Origin of the sequence: Uliginosibacterium silvisoli, assembly GCF_036017035.1 — a bacterium.
Classification (GTDB): Bacteria; Pseudomonadota; Gammaproteobacteria; order Burkholderiales; family Rhodocyclaceae; genus Viridibacterium; species Viridibacterium silvisoli.
The window spans coordinates 554,873-578,941 of sequence record NZ_JAYXHS010000003.1 but is presented as its reverse complement, the minus strand read 5'-3'; the positions used below and the strand labels follow the sequence as shown (position 1 = coordinate 578,941).

The 24,069-nt window shown below is 61.9% G+C and carries 20 protein-coding genes; 3 read left to right on the top strand and 17 right to left on the bottom strand.

The window, feature by feature from the left end:
• Positions 1 to 6 precede the first annotated feature (6 nt).
• Together VVD49_RS17325 and VVD49_RS17320 are read left to right on the top strand one after the other, a co-directional pair.
• Positions 7 to 1,029: a TauD/TfdA dioxygenase family protein gene (locus VVD49_RS17325; RefSeq protein ID WP_327600465.1), complete on the top strand. Its 1,023-nt coding sequence runs from the start codon at positions 7 to 9 to the stop codon at positions 1,027 to 1,029.
• Between the two features lie 163 nt (positions 1,030 to 1,192).
• Positions 1,193 to 2,548, top strand: coding sequence for an LLM class flavin-dependent oxidoreductase (locus VVD49_RS17320; RefSeq protein ID WP_327600464.1), 1,356 nt, complete (start codon positions 1,193 to 1,195; stop codon positions 2,546 to 2,548).
• A 254-nt stretch (positions 2,549 to 2,802) separates the two neighbouring features.
• Here VVD49_RS17320 and VVD49_RS17315 read toward each other — a convergent pair whose 3' ends face one another.
• The 15 genes from VVD49_RS17315 to VVD49_RS17245 all read right to left on the bottom strand — a co-directional run bounded on the left by VVD49_RS17315 (position 2,803) and on the right by VVD49_RS17245 (position 19,512).
• The gene (locus VVD49_RS17315; RefSeq protein ID WP_327600463.1) at positions 2,803 to 5,250 is read right to left on the bottom strand and encodes an arylsulfatase; all 2,448 of its coding nucleotides are present in this window, start codon (positions 5,248 to 5,250) and stop codon (positions 2,803 to 2,805) included.
• A gap of 495 nt (positions 5,251 to 5,745) precedes the next feature.
• On the bottom strand, positions 5,746 to 6,477 hold the full coding sequence (locus VVD49_RS17310; protein WP_327600462.1) for an anti-sigma factor: 732 nt from the start codon (positions 6,475 to 6,477) through the stop codon (positions 5,746 to 5,748).
• Positions 6,474 to 7,034: a sigma-70 family RNA polymerase sigma factor gene (locus tag VVD49_RS17305; RefSeq protein ID WP_327600461.1), complete on the bottom strand. Its 561-nt coding sequence runs from the start codon at positions 7,032 to 7,034 to the stop codon at positions 6,474 to 6,476. The genes VVD49_RS17310 and VVD49_RS17305 overlap by 4 nt, the downstream gene beginning before the upstream one ends.
• Before the next feature lie 80 nt (positions 7,035 to 7,114).
• Positions 7,115 to 7,690, bottom strand: coding sequence for a DUF3455 domain-containing protein (locus VVD49_RS17300; RefSeq protein WP_327600460.1), 576 nt, complete (start codon positions 7,688 to 7,690; stop codon positions 7,115 to 7,117).
• Between the two features lie 341 nt (positions 7,691 to 8,031).
• Positions 8,032 to 9,513, bottom strand: a complete 1,482-nt coding sequence (locus VVD49_RS17295) for a DUF1254 domain-containing protein (RefSeq protein WP_327600459.1) — start codon at positions 9,511 to 9,513, stop codon at positions 8,032 to 8,034.
• A gap of 4 nt (positions 9,514 to 9,517) precedes the next feature.
• Positions 9,518 to 11,050: an arylsulfatase gene (locus VVD49_RS17290; RefSeq protein WP_327600458.1), complete on the bottom strand. Its 1,533-nt coding sequence runs from the start codon at positions 11,048 to 11,050 to the stop codon at positions 9,518 to 9,520.
• Positions 11,051 to 11,138: 88 nt separating this feature from the next.
• On the bottom strand, positions 11,139 to 12,533 hold the full coding sequence (locus tag VVD49_RS17285; RefSeq protein WP_327600457.1) for a DUF1254 domain-containing protein: 1,395 nt from the start codon (positions 12,531 to 12,533) through the stop codon (positions 11,139 to 11,141).
• A gap of 179 nt (positions 12,534 to 12,712) precedes the next feature.
• Positions 12,713 to 13,465 (bottom strand): sulfite exporter TauE/SafE family protein, encoded by a 753-nt coding sequence (locus VVD49_RS17280; RefSeq protein WP_327600456.1) that lies wholly within the window; start codon positions 13,463 to 13,465, stop codon positions 12,713 to 12,715.
• A 36-nt stretch (positions 13,466 to 13,501) separates the two neighbouring features.
• Complete coding sequence (locus VVD49_RS17275; RefSeq protein ID WP_327600455.1) at positions 13,502 to 13,930, bottom strand: GNAT family N-acetyltransferase; 429 nt, start codon at positions 13,928 to 13,930, stop codon at positions 13,502 to 13,504.
• Between the two features lie 132 nt (positions 13,931 to 14,062).
• Positions 14,063 to 15,052, bottom strand: coding sequence for a hypothetical protein (locus VVD49_RS17270; protein ID WP_327600454.1), 990 nt, complete (start codon positions 15,050 to 15,052; stop codon positions 14,063 to 14,065).
• Positions 15,053 to 15,320: 268 nt separating this feature from the next.
• On the bottom strand, positions 15,321 to 15,944 hold the full coding sequence (locus VVD49_RS17265; protein WP_327600453.1) for a malonic semialdehyde reductase: 624 nt from the start codon (positions 15,942 to 15,944) through the stop codon (positions 15,321 to 15,323).
• An 8-nt stretch (positions 15,945 to 15,952) separates the two neighbouring features.
• A complete protein-coding gene (locus VVD49_RS17260) occupies positions 15,953 to 16,570 on the bottom strand; it encodes a glutathione S-transferase family protein (RefSeq protein ID WP_327600452.1) in 618 nt (205 codons plus the stop codon).
• A 51-nt stretch (positions 16,571 to 16,621) separates the two neighbouring features.
• Positions 16,622 to 17,422 (bottom strand): class I SAM-dependent methyltransferase, encoded by an 801-nt coding sequence (locus tag VVD49_RS17255; RefSeq protein WP_327600451.1) that lies wholly within the window; start codon positions 17,420 to 17,422, stop codon positions 16,622 to 16,624.
• Positions 17,423 to 17,553: 131 nt separating this feature from the next.
• Complete coding sequence (locus VVD49_RS17250; protein ID WP_327600450.1) at positions 17,554 to 18,417, bottom strand: ABC transporter ATP-binding protein; 864 nt, start codon at positions 18,415 to 18,417, stop codon at positions 17,554 to 17,556.
• A gap of 36 nt (positions 18,418 to 18,453) precedes the next feature.
• On the bottom strand, positions 18,454 to 19,512 hold the full coding sequence (locus VVD49_RS17245; protein ID WP_327600449.1) for an NADP(H)-dependent aldo-keto reductase: 1,059 nt from the start codon (positions 19,510 to 19,512) through the stop codon (positions 18,454 to 18,456).
• Between the two features lie 312 nt (positions 19,513 to 19,824).
• On the opposite strand from VVD49_RS17245, the gene VVD49_RS17240 reads away from it, so the two are divergent.
• Complete coding sequence (locus VVD49_RS17240; RefSeq protein ID WP_327600448.1) at positions 19,825 to 20,937, top strand: sigma-54 interaction domain-containing protein; 1,113 nt, start codon at positions 19,825 to 19,827, stop codon at positions 20,935 to 20,937.
• 56 nt (positions 20,938 to 20,993) lie between these two features.
• Here VVD49_RS17240 and VVD49_RS21840 read toward each other — a convergent pair whose 3' ends face one another.
• Both VVD49_RS21840 and VVD49_RS17235 read right to left on the bottom strand, forming a co-directional pair.
• Positions 20,994 to 21,077: a PEP-CTERM sorting domain-containing protein gene (locus VVD49_RS21840; protein ID WP_416384913.1), complete on the bottom strand. Its 84-nt coding sequence runs from the start codon at positions 21,075 to 21,077 to the stop codon at positions 20,994 to 20,996.
• Between the two features lie 295 nt (positions 21,078 to 21,372).
• Positions 21,373 to 23,991, bottom strand: coding sequence for a beta-glucosidase family protein (locus tag VVD49_RS17235; RefSeq protein ID WP_327600447.1), 2,619 nt, complete (start codon positions 23,989 to 23,991; stop codon positions 21,373 to 21,375).
• Between the last annotated feature and the right edge of the window lie 78 nt (positions 23,992 to 24,069).

The following is a 24,069-nucleotide window of genomic DNA, read 5'->3' as shown; positions in this document are numbered from 1 at the left end:
GCCTGCATGAGCACAGCCATAGCCGAAAAGAGCCTTGAGAAGCCCGTCGAAAGAATCACCAGCGCCGCGTCGGACACCAAGGCGCTGGACAACACGCGCTTTGCCAGCGCGCCGCTGTTCACACAGTTGTCCCGCGCAGTGCATGACGCTTCGCATCGTCACGGCGCGCCACAGTCGGTCGCCGAGATCAGCATCACCCCCACGGGTGGTGGTGTGGGTGGCGTCGTGCGTAACCTGGACGCCAACCGCCCCTTGAGCGCAGCACTGGTGAGTCATCTGCAACAGGCGCTGGATGAGCACGGGATCCTGATCTTCAAGCAGCAGCGCCTCGCCGATGAGGCATTGCTGGCTTTCTCCACCTACTTCGGCCCGGTGTTCCACTCACCGGCGGATGTGCCCGTGCTGGGTTCGTCGGACCACGGTGGTACCGCGCCTGATGTCGTGCCGGTCGCCAACGTAGAAGGGGGCTACACCGGCCATGGTGAGTTGTTGCCGCACACGGACCATCAATGGACGCCACTGCCGTCCGCAGCCTCCTTGTTGTATGCCGTCGAAGTGCCTGCGCAAGGTGGAGACACGACCTGGTACAACCTCGCGCAAGCCTATGCCGATCTCGACGCCGACACGCGTGCGCGCATCGATACGCTGCAACTGATTACCTATAACCCCTTCGTGCGCACCGCCGGGCAGAAGCGGCCCCTGTATCGCACGCCGGACATTGCACCGCTCGGCCACGCCTTTCCGCACCCCCTGGTGCGTACGCATCCGCGCAGCGGCAAGAAGATCCTGTTCCTCGCCACGCATTCGGAAGTCGAGCTGGTGGGCGTTGCGCCCGAGGTGGGTGTCGCGTTGATCGCCTTCCTGCGCGCCCACATCCAGCAACCGAAGTACCAGTACACCCATCGCTGGGAGGTGGGTGACATCGTGCATTGGGACAACCAGGCGACCCTGCATGCGCGCACCGCTTTCGACGCGAATGACAAACGGGTGCTCAAGCGCGTCAGCCTGGCTGGCGCCCGCCCTTTCTAGAACCCGCAATAAAACGGGCTGCGCACGCGGCTGACGTCGTTGGCTCGCTCGCCGTGCTTGAGCACTGCTCTGCGCGAGCCGCCTTGTCAGCCACGCGCTCGCTCCATTTTCTTGCGGATTCTGGCCACCTGTTCTTGAACATCTAAACGAGAAAGAGAAACCTATGAGCGAACGCAAACTGCGCCTCGGCGCCTTCATCATGGCCACCGGCCACCACATCGCCGCATGGCGCCATCCAGGTTCGCAGGTGGACTCCGGTGTGAACATCGACCACTACATCGAAGTCGCGAAGACCGCCGAGCGCGGCCTGTTCGACCAGGTCTTCGTCGCTGACACGCCGGGCCTGCGCGAGCAGGGCGATCGTGAAGCCTTCAGCCGCCAGGGGCGTGTCTCGTACTTCGAGCCGGTGACCCTGTGGTCTGCGCTCGCGGTGGCGACCAAGCACATCGGTTTCGTGGCGACCGCCTCGACCACCTACGAAGATCCCTTCCTGCTGGCGCGCAAGTTCGCCTCGCTGGATCACATCTCCAAGGGGCGGGCGGCGTGGAATGTCGTGACGACGGGGGCTGACAACGTCTACGGCAACTTCGGCCTCGACAAGCATCCCGATCCCGAAGTGCGCTACGAACAGGCCCACGAGTTCGTCGACGTCGTGAAGGGTTTGTGGGACAGCTACGAGGATGACGCTTTCATCCGCAACGCCGAGACCGGCGTCTACTTCGACCCCGACAAGCTGCACACGCTCAATCATGTCGGCAAGTACTTCAAGGTCAAGGGCCCGCTCAATATCGAGCGCCCGCCGCAAGGCTACCCGGTGATCGTGCAGGCCGGCTCGTCCGAGCCGGGACGCGAGCTGGCCGCTGCAACGGCGGAAGCCATCTTCACCGCATGGACCAGCCTTGCCGAAGCGCAGGCCTTCTACAAGGATGTGAAGTCACGCATGGCGAAGTACAGTCGGCGCCCCGAAGAGCTGCTCGTGCTGCCCGGCATCTCGCCCGTCATCGGCCGTACGCAGGAAGAGGCAGATGCCAAGTGGGCCGAGCTGCAGAAGCTCATCCACCCCTCGGTGGGCCTCAACGAGATCGCCAAGTTCTGGCCGAACGACGATGTGTCCACCTGGGACCTCGACGCACCGCCGCCGTACTACCCGGAGCTGGAGAAGGGCCGCAACAGTCGCCAGAACGTGGTGCTCACGCTGGCCAAGCGCGAAGGTTTCACCGTGCGCCAGCTCTACGAATACCTCGCCGGTGCGCGCGGTCACTGGGTCGTCGTCGGTACGCCGCAGAAGATCGCGGATGAAATGCAGAGCTGGTTCGAGAACGGCGCCGCAGACGGCTTCAATGTCATGCCACCGGTATTGCCGGAATCGCTCAATGACTTCGTCGAGCTGGTCGTCCCCGAGCTGCAACGCCGCGGCCTGTTCCGCACGGAGTACGAGGGCAAGACGCTGCGCGAGAACCTGGGTCTGGACAGACCGGTCAATCAATATACGGTGAAGGGTGAGGCGAAGGCTGCGTAGGCTTCATTGAGCACGCGCCGTTCGTAGGGTGTGCACGCGCAGCGTTGCGCACGTTGTTCGTCCGCGTGCGCGAAGAAAAGCCTTTGCGCACCCTACGAGGCTGCCAAAGCCGCTGGATTCCCGCGTTCGCGGGAATGACGATGTTGGGGCGAGCTTTGGTAGATCATCTGTTTCACCGGGATGATGCATTCAAGAGTCAAAAAAATGGCTGCCCGCGGGCAGCCATTCTTTTTTCCACGTTCGGGACGCAATGCTCAATCGACGCGCAAACCCGGTGGCAGACTGAGCATGGCTTGAGGGCTTGCACCTGCCGCCGGTTTTACGTCGATCACGACCTTCTCGATGCGGCCATTGAAGTGGAACGGCACCTTGTAATCGCGCACGACAGGTGTGCCTGAATCCTCTCCGATATCGAGCGTCTCATCGGCAGAGAACCTGGATGGCACGGTTTCGGGAATGCGGCCCTTGGCGACCTCCTTGCCATCGGCCAGCAATCTTGCCGTGCCGCCCTTGCCCACGCCGCCGCCGTCATAGACAAAATCCAGCACGACCTGGTGCTTGCCCGGCGCCAATCGCGTTGGCGACTTGATCCGGTACTTGTGCTCAGGGTAGTGCGAGCGTGCGTACGCAAAGCTCGGCTTGCCATCCTGCAGCATCAGCGCCACGCCGCCGAACCAGCCACCCTGCGTCATGATGATGCCTTGTCCATTCTTAGGCACTTCGATGTCCGCCGTGATCCTGAACGAGGTGTTCTTGATGTCCGCTGCCATGGGCTCCGTGATACGCACGACACCTTCGCGATAGACGAACTGTGTGCGCCCCTTGTTGGGCTGCGGACGATTGGCCGGGTCTACGCGTTCGATGTAGCGGTCATCGAGTGGGAAGACCTTGTTCTTCTCCGCTTCTGTCTTGAACAGTGCCCGCATCTCTGCAAGCTTCTGAGGTTGCTGGGCTGCCAGGTTCTTCGATTGCGAAAAGTCCTCGGTCAGGTTGTAGAGCTCCCATTCGTAGTCGTTGAACGGATCGGGGTTGGTGGGGCCGCGTCCTTCCCACGGTAGCCGCTTGGGCGTGGTGCTGGCCATCCAGCCGTTGTGATAGATGCCCTGGTTGGCAATGACTTCGAAGTACTGCGTCGTGTGCCGCTCGGGAGCGCTTGCATTGTCGAAGGTGTAGAGCAGGCTGGTCCCGTTCATGGGCACTTGCTTGAAGCCATTGATGGTGTCCGGTGCAGGCAGCTTCGTCGCCTCCAGGATCGTGGGCACGATGTCATTGATATGCGTGAACTGGCTGCGGATGGCGCCTGGGTCCTTGATGTGCCCCGGCCATGAGACCGCCATGCCCGTGCGTGAACCGCCGAGGTGGGAGGCGATCTTCTTGTCCCACTGGAACGGCGTGTTCATGGCATGCGCCCAGCCGTGCGAGTAGTGGTTCTGGAACCACATGCCACCGAATTCATCGATGTTCTTCACCATGTACTCGGGTTTGTCCACGACGCCGTTGACCATGACGGCGATTTCGCTCGTCAAGCCGGTGCCCGTCGGGTCTTCTGCGCTGGCGCCGTTGTCTCCCATGATGTAGATCACGAGCGTATTGTCCAGCTCGCCCATGGCCTTGATGGCGTCAACCACGCGCCCCGCCTGGTAGTCGGCATGCGCAAGCGCAGCCGCATACACTTCCATTTCCCGCGCAGCCACGCGCTTCATGTCCGGAGAGAGCGTGTCCCAGCGCTTGTACTCCTTGGGGGTCGGGTTGAGCGCGGCGTTCTGGGGAATGATGCCGAGCTCCTTCTGGCGCTGGAAGGTCATTTCACGTTGCTTGTCCCAGCCCTGGTCGAACTTGCCCTTGAACTTCGCGATCCAGTCTTTGGGTGCATGATGAGGCGCGTGTGCAGTACCCGGGGCGTAGTAGGCGAAGAATGGCTTCTTGGGCCACACGGCCTTCTGTGTGTTGATCCAGCTGATTGCGTGGTCAGCCATGTCGGCATCGAAGTGGTAGGTGTCTTCCTTGCCGAGATAGGGGTCTATGGGCTTGGTGTTCTCGTACACGGCGGGGCGGAACTGGTGGGCATCAGCCCCCAGGAAGCCATAGAAGTATTCGAAACCGAGACCGGTAGGCCACAGGTTGAACGGGCCCGCAGGCGAGTTCTGCCAGTCCGGCACGTTATGGTTCTTGCCGAACCATGCCGTGGCGTAGCCGTTGTCGGTCATGATCTCGCCAATCGTGCCGACGCTGCGCGAAACCAGGCTGTGATAGCCCGGATACGGCGTCGAGAATTCCATAATGATGCCGGTGGAGGCGACATGGTGATTACGCCCCGTGATCAGCGCCGCACGTGATGGCGAGCACACGGCCGTGGTGTGGAAGCTGTTGTAGCGGAGCCCCTCGCGTGCAATCTTTTCGAGAGTCGGTACTGGCACGGGGCCGCCAAAAGGTGAGCTGGCACCGAAGCCGACGTCGTCCATCATGATCAGCAGCACATTCGGCGCCCCTTCAGGCGCGCTGATTTCGGTTGGCCAATCCAGCTTGTCGGAGTCGCGCACGGCCGGCGCCAGTTTGCCCGCCTTCTGATAGGGCTCTATCGGCAGGTGAAGGCGATCAGGCCAGGCGGCGGGGCCGCTCGTTGCCGTGGTCTGGGCCATTGAGGTCGAACACGCCAGCGCCGCGAGCAATGCAGCGGCGATGGCCAGGACCTTCGTTCTCATGCACATAGGTAATCTCCTTGACGGGGTATTTCCTGCTTCAGCCCACATGGCAACATGCCATTTCAGTAATCACTTGCTTGCGCAAAAAAGCTTTTCCACATCCTTCAAGTGCAATGGCAGTTGCGGAGGCTTTGAGAGCGGGGTTCATGTCGAATCCTGTGATCGTGCGCAGCAAGGCATCTAGGCATGCGACCGGAGAGCGCTCAAGTCGCGCGACAAGGGTGGTCTCTATAGCAGCTTGCCGCATCGTCCCAAGGTGCAGGGCAGCTTGCACCTTGGGGCAGATGGGCGCGTACGGAAGGTGCGCTGCTCCGGTGCGGTCGCCGATCAGCTCAGGCCGGAGTGTGGGAGCCGGGGCGGAGAAATGCTGCTCCAGCCCTCAGGGCCGAGGACTCAGCGATGGACCAGGGAATGCAGGGGTGCGATGTCATCGCGACGCCCGACAGGCACAGCAGGACTATCTAGAGCCCTTGCACTTGAGATCAAGTGACCTCTTCACCCGCGCACCTTCACCGCACGCCCGATGAACTGGATCGGTCCCGTCGGACGACCGATCGGCGATCCGTTTTCCGGTTCAAGCGTCAGCTCGAACAGCTGGTTCGGTTGCAGCGGCGGCAACTTGTCGAGGGTGATCCGGCGCGTCTCGCCAGGCTTGACGAGACCGAGTGAGACGGGGCCGGACCAGCCGTCGGCCTTGGTCCAGAACTGCAGAGATTTCGATGCAGGCACGACGGCCGTGCCCAGCGGGATCAGGCTGAGCTCCTGTGTTGCGTTGGCCTGTACGACCCAGCCCGGCGCCTTGTCTTGCGGCGCGACCAGCACGATGAGGTATTGCGGCCCGGCTGGCGTGCCGAGCTGGGTGTGCAGGGCGACGGCGAGCGCCAGCGCGGCGGCGAAGCCGGTGAGGGCGAGGCCGCGCCAGAGGTGCAGGTTGTTCCACCAGTTTCCAAGCGAAGAGGTGGACGATGCGGGCCGGCTTGCCTGTGTGAAGCCAAGGCTGCGTTCGATGCGCGGCCACAGTGCGGGCGAGGGGTCGGCAGGTGCGGCCAATGACGTGAGGGGCTGCAGGCGGGTTTCCCATGCATCGACGGCGGCTCGCAATGCCGGTTCTGATGCCATACGGGTTTCGACGTCGCGGCGTGCAGCGGCGGAGAGCGTGCCCAGTACGTATTCGCTGGCGAGCGTGTCGATGTCTTCGTTGCCCGGCTTGTCGGTTGCGTCGCTCATCCCATGCACTCCCGCAAAGCGCGCATGCCGCGCTGTATCCAGGCCTTCACCGTGCCGAGAGGCCTGCCGGTCTGTTCGGCAATCTCTCCGTGCGAGCAGCCGTCGACGTAGGCCATGACGATGCAGGCGCGGCGGCCCGGCTCGAGGCCGCCAAGACAATCGCCGAGGCGCCCCAGCTCCACGCGGCGCTCGAAAGGATCATCGGTCGTTGCGTGATTCGCCATGACTGCCTGGTCGTAAATGGAGAGCGCCGCATCTTCATCCACACTGACCTCGCGCAGATGGTTGCGCACGAGATTCAGGGCGGCATGCCGCACGATGCTGAAGATCCAGCCGCGGCCTTCGCCACGCGCTGGATCGAAGCTCGCCGCGCGTTGCCAGATGCTGATGAAGGCGTCATGCAACACATCTTCCGCCCGCTGGTGCTGGCGTACGATGCGCAGTGCCACACCGAACAGGTAGCGACGCTCGTGTTCGTAGATGCGCTGCAGGGCCTGGCGGTCGCCGCGCGCACAGGCCTGCAGGGCCGCATCATGATCGAAGGAATCTGTGTGCAAGATGCTGGCGGGCCGGGCGCGGAAAGCCGGATCGTAACCCAGCCTTCCGCGCGACGCGATGCTGTCGCTTGCTGGAACGCTCAGGATGCGGTCCAGAAGATGTAGTCAGCCTGGTACTTGACGATCTGCTTCTTGCCCTTCGTTTCTGCCGTGCAGGGGCTGGCGGGAGCGATGCCGCCTTGTAGCGCGACCCGCTGGATGTAGGTCACGCCGCTCATGGCGCCGCTGCCGACAGCCGGGTTGGCCTTCACCAGCTGGTACGGCAGGCTGGTCGGGCTGGCGGGTGCGACGGCGAGTTGGGTGCCGGTGATCTTTGAGCCATCCGCTGCTTCCCAGGTGGCTGGCGGGCCATAGTACTTGCCGACCTGCTTGCCGCTGCGGTCGAGGAGCCTGGCGTCGGGGCCGACGAAAACCCATTCGGTCTGGCCCGGTGCATTGGCCTTGTCGCGACATTCATAGGTGATGTCACCCGTGCCGACTGTTTCCATGGCCACGCGGTTGCCGGCGGGAACCTGGATTGGAGCGGGCAGATCGGTTTGCGAGAACTTTGATGCGGTTGGTGCGGGGCCCGACATGGAGCTGCAGGCTGCCAGCAGCACGACGGCGGGCGAAAGGGTTAGAGCACGTGAAAAACGAGGGGCGCGAATTGACGACATGTGATTCTCCCGGAGTTGTAGAGGGGGCGCAGCAAATGCACTGCTGCAGGCTCTACCCGCGAGAGAGCTGAATGGATGCAGCTGGGGGAAAGTATTTCTTCGTAAGCCGCATCGGCGCGATCTGGCAGGGGCAGGAGTGCGTGAGTGCAAGGCGTTGGTGAGCATGGCGATGCCGGGCTTGCACAGCAAGCCCGGCACGACGCGGCGGAATGAAACATTTTCCGGACAACATGTCCGGGTCCATGCCGGGTAGCGATAGTGCCCGCAGGGCGAGCGATTACACAGGCCCCGGCATCATGCGAGAAGCGAAGTCTGCCCGCATGACTTCCTGCAGCAGGCCGTCAACCGACCAGTTCAAAGTCCGGCAACTTGAAGCTCTTGTTGTTCATGGCTTCCGTCGGGCCGTAGAAGCGCATGGCAGGCATCGGTCGTTTGCCGGATGTCGGTATCCAGTTGTTCTCCAGGCCCGCGGGCGCCTTGGGGCCGACGTAGAGCGTCACGCCGCCGTCCGCGTTCTTCTTCATCTTGTCGACGTCGTAGGACGAGAGCGTGGTGCGGTTGCTCTCGCTGTAGATGAAGCCCATGGTCATGCGGTCATACACCGTAAGTGCCCAGAACTGCTTGACGGGCATGTTCGCCGGTACGTCGAGCTTGTAGGTCTTGCCTGCTTCGAGCAGTTTTCCGTTCTTGTCCGCCAGGGCCATCATGTACTGCGTCGCTGGCGTGTCGCTGAGCATCTTCGGCATGTAGGTGCACCAGAAGTACTCGGCAGCGCGTTCGGTGAGGTCGATGTAGTTGTCGTAGGTGAACGTGAAGGTGCGGTTCGTGTCGGTCTGCAGCAGCGAGACGTAGTGCCGGTCGGGCCAGTAGGTGCGCTTGACCATCTCGGTATCGAACCACCAGTGCATGTAGTACCAGGCGTCGATGACGGCCTGGCGCATGGCGCGCTTGGCGGTGTCGTCCGGCGCAAACGGTTTGCCTTTCTCGATGCCGATGGACTTCAGCATGCCCATCATGACCTTGTCGTGCTCGCGGACAGGCTCCACGCTCATGATGGCGTGCATGTCCTGGAAGTGGCGCTCGTCGTAGAAGGGCAGGGTCGGGTAGCGCTGCTCGGAAGGGTCGACGAATTTCTGCTTCGGAGAGCTCTTCGCGTCGGAGAGGTAATACATGCGCAGCTTCTGCGCATAGTGGAAGGCTTCTTCGATGGACCTTCCGGGGGCGCGCACGGAGCGGAAAGCGAGCGCGATGCGGAAGTTCGGCGAAGCTACGTGGATATATCCGCCCGGCACCTTGCCTTTGAAGCCCGGTGGCGTGAACAGGTACTTGCCGCCCTTGCCCTTGTCGAGGCCGGCCGGCCCGACATCGGCAATCGTGAGCTGCCAGGCATCGACGACCTGGCCATACAGGCTGCCTTCGGCGCTCGACGCAGGCACCTCCAGAACGACCGGTCCCTTGCGCAGGTCGGTGTACGCGCCGATGTAGGGCGTCGAGCTGTTCGCGGTGATGGCCTCGAGCTTTGGCGTGGCGGTGTGCGAGTAGGTGATGATGTCGTTGTCCGTCATCCCCAGATCGTCGAAGGCTGCGCGACGGAACGAGTAGATGGCAATGGCAGGCATGTTCCAGAGCACGGCCTCGAACGCGCGCTGGTACTTGATCTGGTAGTCGAAGTCCTTGATGGACGAATTCGCCCCGGCAGGCGGATGCCCGCCCAGCGGCTCGCCGCCGGCCTGTGCCAGCGCTGGGCTGGAACCGAGTAAACCCAGCAGGGGTGTTCCATAAGCCACTGCACTTGCGGCGGTGATGAATGTTCTGCGTTTCATGAGATTAGTTCTCCATCGAGGCCATGCCGATACCGCCAGCACCCTTCTGGGAAGGCGGGTAGTCCTTCATGCTCTTCTCGAAGGCTTCGATGTACGGCGCGAGGATCGGGATGATCCAGCTGCGCTGCTGTTGCCAGCGGAAGTGGTCGCCCGTTTCGGGAGAGCGCTCGTACGGATCGAGCTTGATGTCGATGACGAGGCCGCCAGGTATCGGCTTGGCGGCCTCCATCCACTTGTCCTTGGTGGCCGTGTGAATCTTCCACTGGTCGACACGAACCGCGTTCATGTTGGTCTCTGCGAAGTAGAAGAACTCATGCCGCTTCGACTTGCCATCGGCCTTTGTCAGCATGTCGAGCTGGTTGTAGCCGTCGAGGTGATTCTTGAAGGTCTTGCCGCCGACATTGAGGCCCGTCAGCAACTGCGATTTCACATCCGGCTTGCCCACCGCGGCCATCAAGGTCGGCACCCAGTCTTCGGAGGCCATGAACTCACCGGTCCAGGTGTCAGCCTTGATGTGGTCCGGCCAGCGAACGAGCATCGGCACACGGAAGCCGCCATCCCAGGTGAGCCCCTTCTCGCCGCGGAAGGACGCGGCGCCGCCGTCAGGCCAGTGCGCCAGGTTAACGCCGTTGTCGGAGGTGAACAGCACGATGGTGTTCTTGCTCAGGCCTTCCTGATCGAGCGTGTTGAGCAGCTTGCCCACCAGCGAGTCCAGCTGAAGCAGGGCATCGGCATATTCGGTGTGGCCGCTCTTGCCCAGCCACTGGTTGCTGACGTGAATCTTCTGGTGCATGCGTGAAGGGTTGAACCACAGGAAGAAGGGTTTGTTGGCGACCTTCTGCTTCTTGACCCAGTCGATCGACATGTCGGTGAAGGTGTCGTCGATGGTCTTCATGCGCTCGATGGTGAGCGGGCCTTCGTCGGTAATCTTCTGTTTACCCACGCGGCCCCAGCGCGGCTCTTCCGTCGTGTCGTTGGTATTGGTAGCCACCGCGTGGATCACGTTGCGGGGAATGCCGGGAAACTTCGGATCCTTGGGGAAGTTGGTCATCTCCGCTATCTCCATGATGTTCAGGTGATAGAGGAAGCCGTAGAACTCGTCGAAGCCGTGCACGGTCGGGAGGTACTCGTTGCGGTCGCCGATGTGCGATTTGCCGAACATGCCCGTCGCGTAGCCCTCGGCCTTCAGTAACTGGGCCAGGGTGACGTCGCTGTCCTGTATGCCGACCTTTGCACCGGGTTGCCCTACGGCTGTCAGCCCGGTACGCACCGGATACTGCCCGGTGATGAAGGCCGCGCGGCCAGCGGTGCAGCTTGGCTCGGCGTAGTAGTCCGAGATCATCAGACCCTCCTTGGCGAGGCGGTCGATGTTCGGTGTAGCGACGGCGCCCACTCCGCGGTGATAGGCCGATATGTCCATCGGCGCCATGTCATCGACCATGATGACCACGATATTGGGTTTGTCCGCCGCCTGGGCCGCGGCCAGGGCGGAGATGCCCAGGCCGAGGCTCAGCAGGATGTTTCTCAAAATGTGCATGATGAAACCTTATATGTTGATGCGATAACTGCCGGATGAGTTTCAATAGCTCACTGCTGCAGGCGGAGCACTTGAGTGAGACGAGTCGTCAAGGCTTCACGACCTCGACAGCGGGGAACTTGTAACCGCCGGCCTGCACCGCCTTGCTGGGCCCGTACATGCGAAGGACGACGTAGGCATCCTTCTCCGGAATCGGCAGGAAGTTCTGATTGGAGGCGTTGCCCTTGGCGCCGAGTTCGATCGTGTAATAACCCTTGGCATCCGGCTTCAGGGTGCGGTCTCCACGGCTGTGGCGATTGATGTCGTTGTGTGCCATGAAGTGGTTGTCCGTACCGTAGACGGTGAAAGACCAGAACTCGCTGACATCCGGCGCCTTGAAGTGCAGGCGGTACTTCTTGCCGTTCGAGCCATTGATGGGCTCGCCATCACTGCCCTTCACGGCTTGAAGGTAGACGCTTTCATCGGGAGGCAGTCCCCACTGGCCAAGATACGTCCCCTCTGCAAACAGCTCACGCGAGCCATCGCCCAACTGCTTGCGCGTTCCCAGCAGCTTGCCTGCATCGGTCAGGGTGGGCGCCAATTCCTTGAGGCGCTTCAGGCCTGACTCCTCGGCTTTCTTGGCTGCCGCCAGTTGTTCGCTGGTGAAGTCAGTCTTGCAGGCGGCCAGACCCATGGACGTGTACTGATCGAGCCATTTCTTGTCGGCCTGGGCCATTGAACCGTCACAGAGCACGAAGTTCACCCGCTGCAGCCAATTGGTTTTTGCGGGATCCGGATAAGTGCGCTGCTTGGGTTTGGGGCCAGGCAGCCCGAGGTAGGCCGAGAGTGTCCTGACATTCCAGTCGTCCATGTAGTTCAGGGCTTTTTTCTCGTCGGCAGGCCCGGTGGCCATGATGCGGCCCATCAGCTTCACGAGATTGGAGTCGACACGAATGACCTGGTCGACGCTGCCCGGTACGTCACCTTTCCATTCCTGGGACGCAAACATGAAGTGACCACCTTTGGTTCCACGGGTGCGCGAGCCGATCATGGTGACGGTGTAGTGCCCCATGTCCATGGTGTGCAGGATCCAGTAACGGCCCTTTTCCATGGTCGGCACACTGACGATAACTGGTTCAGCGGCAACATCGAGCCACCCCATCAAGTGCAGGGTGTCGTTATTGATGGTGGGGTGATCGGTGTAGGTGTCATCTGCCAGATGACGGATGTTCTGGAAGCGATTGAGCGGCGTGTCTGTCTTGACCGCCGTTTCATAGAAGAACTTGTAAGCCTCATCCATCGAGTACCCGTAGATGTACGCGTCTTCGGCCAGCTTGTCCGGTATCTGCGCAAAGGCAGGCAATGCAAGCGCGGACAGGGAGGCAGAGACGAGTAATCGTTTTACGGACATCCGCAGGTGTTGCCGGGAAATCTTCGCCAGGCTTGGTAGTGGCGTGCCACGGACCACTGCACTTGCAAACGTGATGAACTCTTTGCGCTTCATGTCGGATCCTTTGACCGTGTTACTTGTGGAACGAGAGCACGCTCTCGCGGAACGGGTCAAGGGTGCTCGTCACATCGGCTTGCCGCATCGTCCCAAGGTGCAGGCTCGGTTGCACCTTGGGGCAGATTGACGTTCCGGCTGGCTGGCTGGCTGGCGGACAGGTGGAAGCCCCCTGTCTGTCAGAGGCGAGCGAATGAAGGCAAGGAGGCTGTAATCATCGCGATGCCGGACAGGCAAAGCAGCCCCAGCACCACGCGGCGGAAAGCGAGGGGGCTGAGCCCTGTGTAGACCTTTGCGCCCAGGATCGCCGGCAGCAGGAGTGCCGGCGCAACGATGGCGAACTTGGGCAGCATGTCCCGCGTGACGACGCCGGAGACGAGCATGGCGACCATCGTGATGCTCAGCGCGGTCAGGTTGAAGTTTTGCTGTATCGCGCGGTGGGCATCCTTGTCGTAGCCGCGCAGCGTGCACCACAGGGCGGGCGCTACGCCGCTGAAGCCGCCGATGCCGCCCATTGCGCCGCCCACTGCGCCGACGATGCCGTCGCTGAAGCGCCCTGTGCCACGGATGGCGGGCAGGCGCGGGGCGAGCAGCATGGCGGGGCAGAAGACCAGCAGTATCGTGCCCAGCGCCAGCTTGAAGTGCGTGGGGTTCAGATGCGGCAGGATCGTGACGCCGACGGGTATGCCGATGACCCCGCCGATGAGGAAAGGCAGCATCACCGGCAGGTCGAGCGCGCGTTTCTCGCGCGTGACTGCGAGCAACTGGCCGACGAGGCTGCCGAACACGGTCATGACGGCTGCGACGTGCGGTTCGACACCCCAGACCCAGAACGACATGGCAACCATGCCGAAGGCGAAACCGGCGATGCCCTGGACAAAGCCGGCGCACATGGCGCCGACGGCGAGAAGGAGAAATTCGTTTGACGGCAAGTGAGGAGCAAGCAGAGATGAGTGAGGAGGTGCGGCTTACGCGGTTTTGTGTGGCGTGGGGTTGAAACGCTCCATGACGCGCGATGGATCCGGTACTTCCTTGAAGCCGTATTGCGCGTAAAGGCCATGCGCATCCTTGGTGAACAGCAGGAAGCGGCGCAGGCCCTGCAGGTCTTCGTGGGCGAGGATGAATTCCATTAAGCGCTTCGACAGACCATGGCCACGATGTGCTTCGAGCACATACACATCGGCGAGGTAGGCGAAGGTGGCCTTGTCGGTCACCACGCGCGCGAAGCCGACTTGTTCATCACCGTGCAGGATGCCGAAGGAGAGTGAGTTCCGGGTGGCGCGTTCGATGGTCTCGAAAGGAACACCTGGCGCCCAGTAGGTCTGGCTCAGGAAGGCGTGGATGGCCGTGAGGTCGAAACGGCTCTGGTCCGTCGTGAAGATGTATTCGCCGGGCATGGTGTGTGGTCGAAGGCAACAGGCAACCCGCATTGTGCCGTATGCCCCGAGGGTCCAGCAGCTCGCGACGTACAAACAACAAAGGCTCCTTGCGGAGCCTTTGTTTGACGATGTCGCGTGATGAATCTGCGATCAGTAGCCGGTGGTCACGCCGATACCGGAAGGCAGCTTGCCCTTCAGGTCTGCCGGCGTGTATGCGCCCGTCGTGGTCCACAGCAGCCAGTCCGTGTAGCTGCGATAGATGCTGGAGCGTGGATCACCGATACGCAGATAGTTGTCACCTGCCGTGCTCACGAGGAACAGGTTGGACGTCGTGACGTCGATGGCGGGTGTGGTGGCGCCGTCGATGTAGGCCTTGATGTTGCCTGCGTTCTTGGACGTCATGGTGATGGCGATCTGGTAGATGTGCGGCACGCTCAGGTCCAGCGTGGTCATCGAGTCAGTATCGGCAATCGTGTCCGTATTGTTGATACGCAAGCCCACGGTCTTCGTGTCGGCGACGATGGTGGCCTCCATGAGCGAGCCCACGACACCGGTGTCGGACATCGCGACGGCGATATCCAGCAGACGGATGCCCGATGCGGCGTTATACGTCACGCCGGCAACCGGCAACACGCGTGCAAGCACGGTGAAGGTCTTGGGGTAGACGTTGTCGTTGCGAATCACATTGACATACTGCGCGACGCTGCGGTTATCGAGTACGGCAGACGAGTTCAGCTCGACGGTGCCATCGCCCTTGACGGTGAAATAGTCCTGGTAGCTGAAGGTCGTGCTGCTGGAACTCGATGAAGAGCTGGACGAGCTGCTCGAGCTCGACGATGAGCTGCTGGACGAACTGCTGGAGCTCGAGACGGTGAACGTGCCCGTCATCATCGTGAACTTTGCCGATGCGCCGGTAGAGAGCGTGATCGAACCGGCTGTGGATGGATGCAGCGAACCGTCGAAGACATTCCAGCCGACGCTGGAGCTTGAAGAAGAGGAGCTGGAGCTCGATGCGGGTGTGCTGGAGCTGCCACCGCCGCCACCTCCACCGCCGCAAGCGGTGAGGGCGAGGCCTGAAATCAGGACGAAAGCAAGACGACTAGCGCGACGAAGGCTAGCCAGTGCCGAGGCGTAATACATGGAATCCCCTTAAGTGTTATGTCAAACGCACGAGGGCGAGCTCGGCGCGCGCGGATATTAGCGCGCGAAACGGGGTAATTCCTTGTGAATTATCAAATTTGTAACAAATAAAAAAACAAGGCAATGGAGCGTTGCGCACGGCGGTACGCGAGGCTTCGTGTTCAGGCTCTTGTCATTACATGGCTGGATTCCTGCAAGCCCTCTCCTGCGGCCGCTGGAGAGGGGAGGGCGGAGAGCAAGGATGTTCCTTGCTGCCCAGCCTGCAGCCTTACTCGATCCGCGCTACCTCATCGAATCCAAGACGCGGATTGCGTGGGAACAGCTTCTCGTTGGTGCCGTAGCCGAGATTCACGAGGAAGTTTGCTTTCCAGCGGCCATCGGGGAAGAAGGCCTGGTTGAGCAGGTCTGCGTTGAAGCCCGACATGGGGCCAGCATCCAGCCCCAGCGCACGCGCGGCGAGGATCAGGTAGGCGCCTTGCAGCGAGCCGTTACGCTGGATCGTCGGTTCGATGAGTGCCGGCGTGTTCTCGAACAGCGGGCGCGCATCGTAGGACGGGAACTGCGTCGGCAGGTGCTCGTGAAAGTGCGTGTCCACCGCGACGATGACCGTCAGCGGCGCGGCCAGTGTCTTGTCGCGATTGCCTGCGGACAGGGCCGGGCCGAGCTTGGCCTTGGCCTCGGGCGAGCGCACGAACACGTAGCGCGCCGGCTGTGCATTGAAGGCCGTGGGGCCCCACTTGAGCAGCTCGTAGAGTTGATGGATGGTCTCGTCGCTGATGGCGTCGTCACGAAACACGTTGTAGGTGCGCGCCGTACGGAAGAGCTGGTCGAGCGCAGCGTCGTCGAGTGCGGCGCGTGGTGCCAGCGCGGAAAGGTCTGCCTGATTGCCCATGATGTGCCTCAGGCCGCTTCGAAGGCTGCTGCAGCCTTCACCGATTCGCGGGCGTTGTAGCGCTCGAGGTAGGCGGCGAGGCCGGGAAATTCGCTGCCGATCTCGATGCCGGCGCGCGGCAGCCAGCGCAGGAAGACGCCGAGGTAGGCATCGGCCACGGTGAAGCGTTCGCCGACCGCCCAGGTCTTGCCTTCGAGCTTGCGCTGCACGATGCGGATCAGGTCGCGCAGGCGCGCGATGCCGCCTTCGCGAATGCTCTTCTGCACTTCTTCATCGGCATGGAACAGGTTGGGGCGATTGACGGGCTTGTAGGCGCCGTGGATGTCGGAGTTGAGAAAGCCGATCCATTCCTGGATCTGTGCGCGCTCGACGGAGCCGGCAGGTGCCGCGAGGCCGGCTTCGGGCTTGAGGTCGGCGAGGAAGGGCAGGATCGCGCCGTTCTCGGTGATGACTTCGCCGCTGTCGGACACCAGGGTAGGTACGCGACCCAGCGGGTTCACCTTGTGGATGGGCGACTCCGGCGTGCGCAGCGGCACCTTGATGAATTCGATTGGCAAACCCAGTTCGCGGGCGGCAACGTGAGCGCCAAACGAGCATGCACCTTGTGCGACATACAGCTTTGTCATGTTTCTTCCTTGTTGTGTGAAGCGAGGTATGGGGTGTGTGAATCAGATTGATCAGACCGGCTTGTGGCCGACCGCGAAAAGCAGGTGGCGGTAGGCCACGATGCCCTCGGCGGTCTGCAGCGCGGTGAAGCGCTCACGCAGGCTTGCCAGCACCTGTTCGCGCACGTGCGGCGTGTAGTCCGTCAGGTAGTTGCCAAAGGAGCTCGCGGCATTGAAATCGATCACCGCCTCCGGATTGGGGAACACATCGGCAAAGCTGCGCAGGATGATCTGGTCGATGAGGAAACCTGCTCCTTCCAGTTGCGCGCCAAGCTCCGAGAAGCCCACTCGATGCGGTGTGGCACCCGTCGCGTTGCGGTACAGCGCATGCTCGGTGAGCACGTCCTGCAGCACGCGCTGGATGTCATGCGGCCGGTCTTTCGATGCGACGCTGATGCCCAGGCGACCGCCGCGCTTGAGTACGCGGAACGCCTCGGCGAGCACCGGCTTCTTGTCCTGCAGCCAGTGGTAGACGCTGTTGAGATAGACCACGTCGAAGCTCGCATCGGCGAATTGCGACAGGTCTTCCGCACGGCCGACGCTGACCTGGTGGTTGGGCGAGGCGCGGCGCCGCGCGATATCCACGCGCAGTGCGAGCGGCTCGATGCCGATGACTTCGCCATGCGGGCCCAGCAGTTCGCTGGCGGCGTATTCGCCGAGGCGGCCTGTGCCGCAGCCGACATCGAGAATGCGTTGCCCGGCAGACACATCAAGGTCGGCGAGCAGCAGCTTGCCGTGCTCGAACTGCTTGTCGCTGATGACGTCGTACTGCTCGGCGAGCTCGGGTGTATCGAGATTGAGACTGGGTGGCATGGATGCATCCCTGGAGATTCGTGGCGATTCAATTCGGATCGTCATCCCGGCGAAGGCCGGGATCCAGATCGGACGTTCAATACTGGATCCCGGCCTTCGCCGGGATGACGAAACATCTATGGGCTTTCAACTCACCACGCAAAGATCAAATCCTGCGCGCGATGCGGGATCTCCTCGACCAGTTCGTCAGGCGGCAGCTGGTTGAACTCACGCAGCACATCGACGCGGATACGATTGAGATCGGCATCCGTGCGCTTGCGCGGGTGTGGCACATCTACCGGCACGATGCGCTTGATGCGGCCGGGGCGAGGCTCCATCACGATGACCTTGTCGCCGAGGAAGACTGCTTCTTCGACATCGTGCGTGACGAGGATCATGGTGATGCCCTCTGCCTGCCAGATGCGTTGCAGCTCGTCCTGCAGCTTGGCGCGCGTCAGCGCATCGAGTGCACCGAAAGGCTCGTCGAGCAGCAAGATCTCGGGGCGATTGACGAGACCACGCGCGATGGCGACGCGTTGCGACATGCCACCGGAGAGCTGGTGTGGGTAGGCCGTCTCGAATCCTTGCAGGCCGACCAGTTCCACGTGCTTCTGCACCGCCTTGCGCCGCTCGGGCTCGGACAGCGGCGAGTTCTCGAGCGCGATGCCGATGTTCTGTTCGACCGTGAGCCAGGGTAGCAGGCGATGCTCCTGGAAGACGATGCCGCGTTTCAGGCTGGTGCCGTGAACACGTGTGCCATCCAGCAGGATGTCGCCCTGGTAGTCATCTTCGAGGCCGATGATGAGCCGCAGCAAGGTGGACTTGCCGCAGCCGCTGCTGCCGACGATGCTGACGAACTCACCCGGCTTGATGTCGATATTGATGCCATCGAGCACGGGCAGGACTTCTCCCTTTACCTCGTACTGCTTGCGCACCTGGCGGATGCTCAGCGTGCCTGAGGCGTGTGCAGCGCCGACGCGCGAGGGTTCGAGGGTGTTGGCTATGGCTTGGCTCATGCTGACTCCGGGGCTCTGGTGCGAGTGATGTTGCTGTTACTGGATCGGGTTCGGGTAGCGCGTGTGGATGGCATCGATGGCGGAGATGACGTTCGCATCCAGCTTGATGGAGGCGCTCTCGATGTTGTCGCGCAGTTGCTCGGCCGTGGTGGCGCCGATGATGGCGCTGGTGACGAATGGCCTGCCGACGGAGAAGGCAATCGCCAGCTGTGCTGGTGTCAGGCCATGCTGGCGCGCAAGCGCCGCGTAGTCCGCCGTGGCCAGTTGGGCCAGGGCCCCGGTGTAGCGAACGAAGCGCTCAAACAGCGTGAGGCGTGCGCCCGCCGGGCGTGCGCCGTTCAGGTATTTGCCTGTCAGCACGCCAAAGGCCAGCGGCGAATAGGCGAGCAGGCTCAGTTGCTCGCGGTGGCCGAACTCGGCGAGGCCGGTTTCATAACTGCGGTTGAGCAGGCTGTAGGGGTTCTGGATGCTGGCGATGCGCGGCAGGCCGGAGAACTCGGCGTGCTTGAGGAATTGGGCAACGCCCCAGGGCGTCTCGTTCGATACGCCGATGTGCCGCACCTTGCCGGCCTTCACGAAGCCTGCGAGTACGGACAGGGTTTCCTCGATGGCCACGCTCTCTTCGTCGGCGACATGCTGATAGCTGAGCTGGCCGAAGGTATTGGTCGTGCGGTCCGGCCAGTGCAGCTGGTAGAGGTCGACGTAGTCGCTGCGCAGGCGGCGCAGGCTGTTGTCCAGCGCTTGCGTGAGGTTTTCCTTGTCGTGGCGCGTCTTGCCGCCGCGAATGTGTGTCGGGTTGTGCTTCTGGCGTGCCGGGCCTGCGGCCTTGGTGGCGACCAGGAAGCGGTCGCGCTTGCCCGCGTTGCCGGGTTTCGCCAGCCAGCTGCCGATGAACTCCTCGGTGCGGCCCTGGGTCTCGGGGCGCGGCGGCACAGGGTAGGCCTCGGCCGTATCGATCAGGTTGATGCCGTAGTCGATCGCGATGTCGAGCTGGCGATGAGCGTCCTGCTCGCTGTTTTGCTCCCCCCAGGTCATGGTGCCCAGCGTGAGGGTGCTGATCTTCAGATCGGTCGTGCCGAATGCGCGATATTCCATGTGCAAGTTCCGTGATGTCCGCCGGGGCGAATTGAGGGCACGAGACTAAGACCGGTCGCTGCAAACGCAAACGACGAATTCTTCAACTGCTTATGCGCATTTGCGGAATGCCGCAGGGGCTGGAAAGGACGGGAAGACATCACCATCAAATGAATATCTAACGCAAAACTTGTTATTTCTCGTGTCGCCGGGCTGTGCGTAGAGTGGGTGACGTATTCCTCACGGGTAATCACTGGTGGGGAACCTTGCGAATCGCCAGCCAGTAGCGCTGTTACCCCGGCGCTGCTGGCCGGAAGAAGTCAGAGGAATCTCATGCCAAGCAACTACCGCCCCGGAAAACTTCTGTCGTTCCCCGATCCGTCTCCGCATGCGCTGTCGATTCGCGCCAAGGCGCTGGTGTTCTCCGATCCGCGCTCGATGGAGCTGCTGGAACAGATCGATCTGCTCGGACCCAGCGACGTCAGCGTCCTTATCCAGGGCGAGTCCGGCACGGGCAAGGAACTCGTTGCGCGTCACCTGCATGAGCAGAGTGGTCGCACCGGCCCTTTCGTTGCGGTCAATTGCGGTGCTTTCTCGGAGACCCTGATCGAGGCCGAGCTGTTTGGTCACGAGGCTGGCGCCTTCACTGGCGCGCAAGGTGCGCGTGCAGGCTGGTTTGAAGCCGCCAATGGCGGCACCTTGTTCCTCGACGAAATCGGCGACCTGCCGCTCGCCATGCAGGTGAAGCTGCTGCGCGTGCTGCAGGAGCGCGAGGTGGTGCGGCTGGGCTCGCGCAAGCCTGTCGCCCTCGACGTGCGCCTGGTTGCGGCGACCAATGTGGATCTGGCACGTGCAGTAGCGTCTGGCCACTTCCGCGTCGACCTGTTCTACCGCGTCAACGTTGCCGCGCTGGTACTGCCGCCGCTGCGTGAGCGCCAGGGCGACATCGAGCCGCTCGCCTGCTATTTCGCTGGCTTGTATGCGCAGCGTATCGGTGTGGCGGAACCGAAGCTGGCGCTGGAGACCGTCGACGCGCTGCGTCACTACACCTGGCCTGGCAACATCCGCGAGCTGGAGAATGTCATCCATTTTGCATTGCTGGTCAGCCGGGGCAATGTGGTTCGACCAGATGATCTGCGCTTCGCCGGCGTTGCCGCGCCGGGCGCCAGCGCAGAGAGCAACCTGACGCCGCAGCAGGGTCTTGAGCGTGCGCTGACGCGCTATCTGGCCTCGCAACCCGAGCAGGCATTCGAGCAGATCGAATCCGCGCTCGTGCATCTGGCGTTCCGCCGTAACAACAGCAACCAGGTACGCAGCGCACAGGCGCTGGGTGTCACGCGCAACGTGATGCGCACACTCCTCAAGCGACATGGTCTGCTTGAGGACGGCAATATCGAAGATGAGAGCGGGGCCGACAGGTTGCTCGCGACCACTTCCGGCGCATAAGCGACCCCACGCCTCTCGATGCTACTGCGCTTGCACGTGACATCGAGAGGCGCGTCTTACACGCGGCGGGAACGTCGCACGGTCAAGGCAGAAATTAGAAGGCCCAGACCGACGAGTGCGAGCGAAGAGGGTTCTGGCACTTCGGCGGTGACCGCATTGAAGGCGAAGTCGGCGTAGTAGTACGAGATGCTGGGGCCGAATGCGTAGCCGATGCCGGTGATGTCGTAGACCGGCGCGCTTGGAAAAAAGCGCTTACATACCGGTAAAGGCCGTACAAGCCAACGGCGTCTTTCGCATTGCGCGACGAAGCTGGGAGTCGTCTTCCCGGAGGCTCAGGCCGCCGCAAGCCTTGGCAGGTTGGCTAGTGCCTGGCTCTTCACGTAGAAAGGCAGCCCCTGCACTGATGCAGGAGCTGCCAACGGAAGTGGAAACGACTTATCGGTTAATCGTGCCGGCGGACGTGAGGTCTTTCGTCGCGGAAGAGTTGCCAACCAGCACGGTGTAGCTACCTGCAGGGGTAACCCACGCGTTCGACGCCTTGTCCCACGCGCCAAGCGGATGGTTGCTGGCGGCCGGGTCGATCGTGACGGTTACGACTTGTTGTGCGCCCGGGTCGAGTTCGACTTTCGCAAAGCCGACGAGACGTTTCGGCGGTTGCGCCAAACGACCCGCATTGGCTGAACTGGGCATCTGCACGTAAACCTGGACCACCTCGGCGCCTTTCTTGCCACCCGTATTCGTCACCTTGACCGTGACGTCATACTTGCTGCCGTTTTGCGCGACCGACTGGTTGCTCAGGGCGAACGTCGTATAGGACAGGCCATAGCCGAACGGGAAAGCGACGCAGTCGTTTTGTCCATTCGTCACGGTACATCCGGCAGCAGGGACATAATTGGCGTCATACCAGCGATAGCCGATGTTCAGCCCTTCGCTGTAGCTGACCGTGGGCAGGCCCGCGACCATCGAGCCCGGGAACTGGCTTTCGGTGATGTAGTCCATGAAGCCCTTGCCGGCCCTTGGGAAAGTGACCGGGAGCTTGCCCGAGGGATTGACCTTGCCGAAGAGCAGGTCGGCGATGATGTTGCCGTCCTCCTGGCCCGGGAACCAGACTTCGAGAATCGAAGCCGGTCCATTGGCACCGATCAGGCTGTCGGGCACGGAGAAGCTGGCGTTGTCCTTCAGGACCAGCACCGTCCTGTCCTTGAGACTGGCATTGGCCGCCATGATGTTATCTATCATCGCCTGGGTACCGCTGCTACGAGCATTGACTTTCTTCGTCATGACGCCCGGGCCGCTGGCCGAATACCAGTCGAGTGTCATGCCGTCCTTTGGATGATAGAGCGGGTCGGAATCCCACCCTATGTTGGTCACCGCACAGGTCAGCACGAAGCCGCAAAAGGATTCCTGCGCCGAAGGAAAAGATGTCGTATAGCTGACTGTTCCCCGATCACCACCTTCCTCGGCGATCGTCCCCACCATGAAGATGATGGCCTTGTTGGCAGATTGGTTGATGTGGTTGGCTATCGCGTCGGCATAGGTCATCGGCACGCCATTGACCGAGGCCAGCGTGTTGCTGTCGTCCACCAGAATGAGCCGGACCTTGCTGGAGCCCACGCTGACGCCCAGCGCATTGGCAATGCCCGCAACTGGCGTGACGGTGTAGTTGGGTATGACATCGGAACTGCCGGCGGCAACCACCTTGCCGACGACAGCGCCGCCCATGACTGCTTGTTGGGCATAGGGCTGGGAGGACTTGCCGATGATCGTGACGTAGTCGGAGCTCCCCAGGGTCGAAGCCAGGGGCAGGAGGTTACCGCGGTTCTTCAGCAATACCGACGACTTGTTCCCGATGTCGCGGGCTTTTCCACCGCCTGCGACAAAGTTGATCGGAGTCTGCTTGATCGGGCGGTCCAGAATGCCCAGCTTGAACATCTGCGTGAAGCGGCGTTCAAGAGCCTGATTGATCAGTGCCCAGGTGATGCCACTGTTCGGATCGGCCAATGCGGCTTTCACTTTGTCTGGCGCCCAGAGGGCGGGGGCCGGCATCTCGTGGTCCATCCCCTTCGACAGTGCTTTGAGTGATCGGGTGGCCAGGAAGTCGGACTGGACGTAGCCGGTGAAGCCCCATTCGTCGCGCAGGATCTTGTTCTGCGTCTTGTCGTTTTCGCAGGCCTGCACACCATTCAGATAGTTGTAGGCGCACATGATCGAGCCGACCTTGGCATCCTTCACCGCCATTTCGAATGGCAACAGGTAAATTTCGCGCAGCGTCTGATCGTCGACGGTTGAGTAGGTCTTCTGGCGCATCGTCTCCTGCTCATTGGCGACGAAGTGCTTGGGCATGGCGATCAGGCCAGCCGCCTGGATGGCCTTGGACTCTTCGACGGCCATCGTGCCGGTGAGGAAAGGGTCTTCGCCAAAGTATTCGAAGTTACGGCCAAGGGTCGGAATCCGGGCCATGTTGACCCCCGGCGCCTCGAAGACGTCCAGCCCGAGATTGTTCATTTCGGTGGCGATGACGTCGCCATATTGCTTGGCAGTCGTCCGGTCGAAGGAGGCTGCCATGGCAATAGCGGAGGGAAGCGCCGTAGCCTGGGCAGAAGCCGCCGAGACCAGGGGCTGGGGATCACCGATCGGCGCGCAGTCGTTCTGCCCGACGCCCACTGGGCCGTTGGAGATGCGCAGGGTGCGAATCCCCAGTTCAGGGATGTCCTTCACATGGCGGCCGCCAAAACAGCTTGGCAGCTCGGGAACGACAGCATTGCCTGCTCCGGTGAGTTGATCGAGCTTTTGACTCTCCGTCATCGCCGCAATCAAAAGCTTGGCTCGATTTTTCGCGATCTCTTCTTTAGCCCCGTCGGTCGTTGCCGTGTTTTGCGCAGCAATGAGCTTCGGGTCAAACCAGGCAAGGCCGGTGTAGGGCGGTTCTACGGCGGGGCTCTCTCCGGTGCTACTTCCACCACCTCCGCCACCGCAAGCGACAAGACCAAATGAAAGTGCCACAGTGATCGCGGATGCGAGCGCCGTCCTACGGGAGTCATTTCTTTTTTTCATGTCAAACCATCCTTGGTTGGGCTCCCGGAAAACATCTCCAGGCCGTGCAGGACAGAGCGAGTGACTACAACCAACACT